General features: G+C 26.5%; 5 protein-coding genes. 1 reads left to right on the top strand and 4 read right to left on the bottom strand.

Annotated features, from left to right (window positions below; genetic code table 11):
* Positions 1-378: ATP-binding protein (locus E6248_RS12675; RefSeq protein WP_316341157.1), on the bottom strand; the 378-nt coding region annotated here is incomplete at its 3' end.
* 107 nt (positions 379-485) lie between these two features.
* Between E6248_RS12675 and E6248_RS12670 the strand changes: the two genes are divergently transcribed.
* A complete protein-coding gene (locus tag E6248_RS12670; RefSeq protein ID WP_316341156.1) occupies positions 486-716 on the top strand; it encodes a helix-turn-helix transcriptional regulator in 231 nt (76 codons plus the stop codon).
* Positions 717-756: 40 nt separating this feature from the next.
* On the opposite strand, the gene E6248_RS12665 is transcribed toward E6248_RS12670, so the two are convergent.
* The 3 genes from E6248_RS12665 to E6248_RS12655 form a co-directional block, all read right to left on the bottom strand.
* Positions 757-2,946 (bottom strand): DNA topoisomerase III, encoded by a 2,190-nt coding sequence (locus E6248_RS12665; protein ID WP_316341155.1) that lies wholly within the window; start codon positions 2,944-2,946, stop codon positions 757-759.
* A gap of 116 nt (positions 2,947-3,062) precedes the next feature.
* Positions 3,063-3,671, bottom strand: coding sequence for a hypothetical protein (locus tag E6248_RS12660; protein WP_316341154.1), 609 nt, complete (start codon positions 3,669-3,671; stop codon positions 3,063-3,065).
* On the bottom strand, positions 3,661-5,294 hold a 1,634-nt coding region (locus E6248_RS12655; protein ID WP_316341153.1), incomplete at its 5' end, for a hypothetical protein. The genes E6248_RS12655 and E6248_RS12660, both read right to left, overlap by 11 nt.

The following is a 5,294-nucleotide window of genomic DNA, read 5'->3' as shown; positions in this document are numbered from 1 at the left end:
CAAGTAATACCATGGATTATCCATTTCTGCAATCAAAATTTTAGAATTATTTTTTTGAGTTGAGACAGTAATTTTCTTACTTTTAAAAAATATCTTAGTTCCTAACCCTTTTTCCCCTATATTCCTTTTATCTTTTCTTGAATCACCTAAATTAAAAAAACTTTCTAATTCACTTTTGTTCATTCCACAACCATCATCAGTAAAAGATATACAAAATACTCCCTCATTATTTCTATAAACTTCAATATTTATATTTTTTGATTCTGCATCAACAGAGTTGCTAATTGCTTCTCTAGTCACTTCTAATGGATTAATTAAATTTTTAACTATTTCTTTAAATAAAGATATATCTTTAACTAATGGCCTGAAAATTTCCATATATATCACCTCAAATAAATTTTTTCAGTCAATGTGTGATAACCACACATTTTATTTTGTTCATTTTATTACAATTAATACATAAAATTTAACTTAGGACTGATATTATGGAAAAAAGAAATATAATTGGTGATAATGTTAGAAGATTAAGAAAAGAACAGAAACTTACACAAGAACAACTTACTGCTAAACTACAAACAATAGGATTGGATATTGATAGACCAATGCTCACAAGAATTGAATTAAAGCAAAGAGAAGTATATGATTATGAAGCAATGGGAATTTCTACTGCATTAAATATTCCAATTGAGGACCTTTTTAAAAAAAATAAGCTATAACACAATTTAATATGTATTATAGCTTATTTTTTACTTTATATTAATCTTCTTTATTATCTACCTTTAAATCACCTAGAAGAGCTGCAAAAGGATTATTATTAAATTCTTCTGATTCTTTTTTCATCTTTTTCATTATATTATTAACTACTTTTTTATCTACTTTAGCATTTTTATCAAATCTCTTTTCAAAAACACTTGCCTTTTCCCTAAATATACAATTTGAATTAGGGCATACATATATTTTCCCATCTCCATTTCCTCTTAATTCTAGTCGCTTTTTACATTCTGGGCAACGAGCGTTAGTAATTCTAGCTAAGTTTTCTCTATATCCACATTCTCTATCTTGGCATACAAGCATTCTTCCATTCTTGCCATTAACCTCAAGTAAATACTTACCACAATTTGGACATTTCTTACCTGTTTGATTATCATGATGGAATTTTGTCGTTCCTCCCTTAACATCATTAACAAGTTTTGCAGCATATTTTTTCATATCGTCTATATATGCTTTAGGATTTACCTTTCCCTTAGATATATCATCTAATTGCTTCTCCCACCTTGCAGTTAATAATGGTGATTTTAGATCTCGTGGAACTAAATCTATTAATTGTTTTCCTTTTGAAGTAGGATAAATATCCTTGCCCTTCTTTTCTATAACAAAAGAATTAAATAATTTTTCTATAATATCAGCTCTAGTTGCAACTGTTCCAAGTCCACCAGTTTCACCTAATGTCTTCGCAGCTTCTTTTGATACACTTACATACTTTTGTGGGTTTTCCATTGCAGATAGAAGTGTTGCTTCATTAAATCTTGATGGTGGTGTAGTTTGTTTCTTAACTAATTTAACTTCAACAATTTTAACCTTATCACCTTTATTTAATATAGGTAATTCTTGACTATTTTCTTCTTCGCCTAGAGAATCTTTTTCATAAAGTTTCTTCCACCCTTTATTTCTGGTAATGTTTCCCTTAACAGTAAATATTTCATTATTTATAGAAACCTTCAAATTAGTTTGTTCATATTCATAAGGTGTTAACATAACGCTTAAAAATCTTCTAACTACTAAGTCATAAATATGTCTTTCTTCGTTATTTAAATTAGCTATATTTCCCCTTTCTTCTGTAGGGATAATGGCATGGTGATCAGTTACTTTACCATTATCAACAAAACTCTTATTTGCCTTTACACCATCCTTAAGTAATTTATCAGTATATAATCTATATTCACCTATACCAATAGCCTTTAATCTTTCAGGAATTGTTGATACTATATCAGATGTAATGTATCTAGAATCTGTTCTTGGATAAGTTAGCATTTTATGATTTTCGTAAAGCCTTTGCATAATATTAAGAGTTTGCTTTGCTGAATATCCCCAAATCTTATTTGCATCCCTTTGAAGTTCAGTTAGATCATAAAGAGCAGGAGAAAACTTCTTTTTATTTGACTTAGTTATTTCAACAACTTCTCCATCTAACCCATTAATCTTAGATACTATAGCTTTTGCAATTTCTTCATTAAAAATAGATGAATTTCCTTTATCATCTACCCAATTTAATTTAAATCCATTTGCTTTAGCATTTATATTATAATAATCTACCGGTTTAAAGTTTTTAATTTCTTCCTCTCTATCAACTATCATCGCAAGTGTAGGTGATTGAACTCTTCCAGCTGATAATTGAGCATTGTATTTGCAAGTTAAGGCTCTTGTTACATTTAATCCAATTAACCAGTCAGCCTCAGCACGACAAACTGCCGCCTTATATAAGTTTTCATATTCTTTAGCATCCTTTAGATTTTTGAATCCATCTAAAATTGCTTTTTGAGTTTGGGAAGATATCCATAATCTTTTTAATTTCTTATGTACTCCTGCATTTTCAATAATCCAACGTGCTACTAGTTCCCCCTCTCTACCTGCATCTGTCGCTATTATTATTTCCTCTATATCTTTTCTAAACATTTGCTTTTTTACTTCGTTGTATTGTTTATTAGTCTTTTTTAATACTGAAAGTTTCATTTCTTTTGGTAACATAGGTAATGTTTCCATGCTCCAAGTCTTATATGAGTCTCCATATCCTTCTGGATCCATTAGTCCAACTAAATGACCAAGCGCCCAAGTTACTACATATTTATTTCCTTCTATATAACTTCCTTTATTATTATTACATTTTAATATTTTAGCTAATTCTCTACCTACTGAAGGCTTCTCAGCTAATACTAGTGTTTTACTCATATTTCTATCTCACTCTCTACTTAACAGATTTTAATAAATATTTAATCCTCTTGATTATAAACAAATAATTTATAATTAAGAGGATTTTTTGTCTTTCTATTATATACTATTATAAACTATTTAAGGAATCTTTCAAATTCTTTCTTAAAATCTAAACTTAACTTACTTTTATCTCCCTTATTAATATGAACAACATTGTCTTTTATATTTTCTTCATTTCTTTTTATTCTATTAGAACTTTTTAAACATTGCTCCTCATAAATACACTTATAATAATCAACTTGTAACTCTAAATCTTTGATAGTATTTTTATACTTAAATATTTCATTTTCTTTATCATTTAACTTAACTCTAAATTCTTCTACAACATCATCATATGATGAGTAATATTCCCACATTTGATTTAAATATAAATTATATTCACTAAATATATTCATTAATTTCTCTCTATTTTTTCCATAATATAAATCAAATACTTCTTCAATACTTGGCAACGCAAAGTCAAATTTAAATTTTGTTACACCTATATTAATTCCCTGATTAATATTATCTATATATTCAGAAACCTTCTTCCAATTTCTCCTTGGAACACCAGTTAACTTCTCTAAGCCCAGATAAGTTAATTTTTCTCTTTTCCCTGATAATTGTAATTTCCTTAGTTCTTCTAAAAGCCTATCTTTACTATACTCACTTTTTTCTTTTCTGCCTCTTTTTCTATTCTCCATAATTTACATATTCATCCCCTAAAATATACTCTAATAACTTCCCATCAATAATAGCTTTTTGATTCATAATATTTATTAAATTTTTTCCTATGCAAGCTAAACTTGAGTTTTTTAATGGCTCTACTTGCTTTTGATCATAATCTATTTTTAAATTCTTTGAAATATCTTTTATTAGAGCTAATTGTTTGTTCAAAATCTCTTGATATTCATTAGACTTTTTTTTCAATAACTCTCTCATTTCAGGATATTTATCAAAATTTATTATATGATATTCACATTCATAACACTCTTCTCTACACTCATCAAATTTAATATCACTCTCTATATTTTTATACTTTATACAATACCCTTTTTCAATTTCTAAAAAACTATTTTTTTCTTCTTCAGAATATAACATTAATAAATTCCTACTTTTATATTCATAATTATTATAATCATTCAATGAATCAATGATCTTATGGTTTTTAACTCTATATCTAAATGCAAGTTCTTTTATATATGCATTAGTACAAGTTTCTATTTGTTGATAATAATGTAATTGGGAGTCAATTCTTGTATGCCCTCCTATTTGTGCTATTACTAATGGATTTAATCCTTGTAAAATCATATTACAAAAAGCATAATGTCTCGTATCTCCCATAGTTATATGTGAATATTGTCCATTTTCTATTTCTTTGGCTAAATACTTTTCTTCAAACTTTCTTATTAATAAATTAGCATCATTATTATTTTGCTTTTTCTTATCTATTCTACTTATTTTTGAATTTCCTTTACTTAGGTTAGAAAAAGTAATATACCTTAATTCAAATGGAAATAAATATTCAGCTATTTCAACATACTTAGAAATAAAACCCTTATAATCCTCAATCATTTTAAATACTGACTCAGTACATTCTAAAGTATAAACTAACTTAATATTTGCATTTTTATCATTTACTTTTGACCTAGGAACCTTTATCCAAAACTTACCACAACTATCTTTCCAGCAACAATCATATTTTAATTTTAAAAAATCATTTGGTCTTAGTGGTATTATCATAGTTATCTTCCACCATAAATAAAGAATATAATACTCCAATTTTTCTTCATCACTAAACATAAAAAAATTACTATTCAGTTTAGTATCAAATATCAAAACTGATTTATAATCTGGTAAATCTCTAGCTTTTCTTCCAATATAATCATCATAATATTGAGCTGTTATTTCTAAAAACTCACCAATTTTCTTATCTTCATCAACAAAAAAATATAGATCATATATTGCAGTTTGTACCCTTGCTATAGTTGACATTTTATTTTTATTATTCTCCATTATTTCTTTAAATTTCTCTAAACCATTTTCATCAAAGTTTACTATTTTTTTTAATACTTTTATTAAATACCTATATCGTGTAACTAATGTTTCTGGTGAAACTTTTTTATCTATATCGTTCATTTTCTCTAAAAGTAAACATTTTATTATAATTCTATATTCATTACCAATACCCGTAAAATCTATTCTATTTATATAACCTGAATTTTCATAAACATTATCTACCTCCCAAATAAAATCAGAAAAATTGGCCGATTTTATTAAATTTGATTTTTTAAAAGTATTAAAAATATTATTATATTCATTTATAT

This window comes from Clostridium sp., from assembly GCF_032552055.1.
Classification (GTDB): domain Bacteria; phylum Bacillota; class Clostridia; order Clostridiales; family Clostridiaceae; genus Clostridium.
This window is presented reverse-complemented; position numbering and strand designations above follow the sequence as displayed.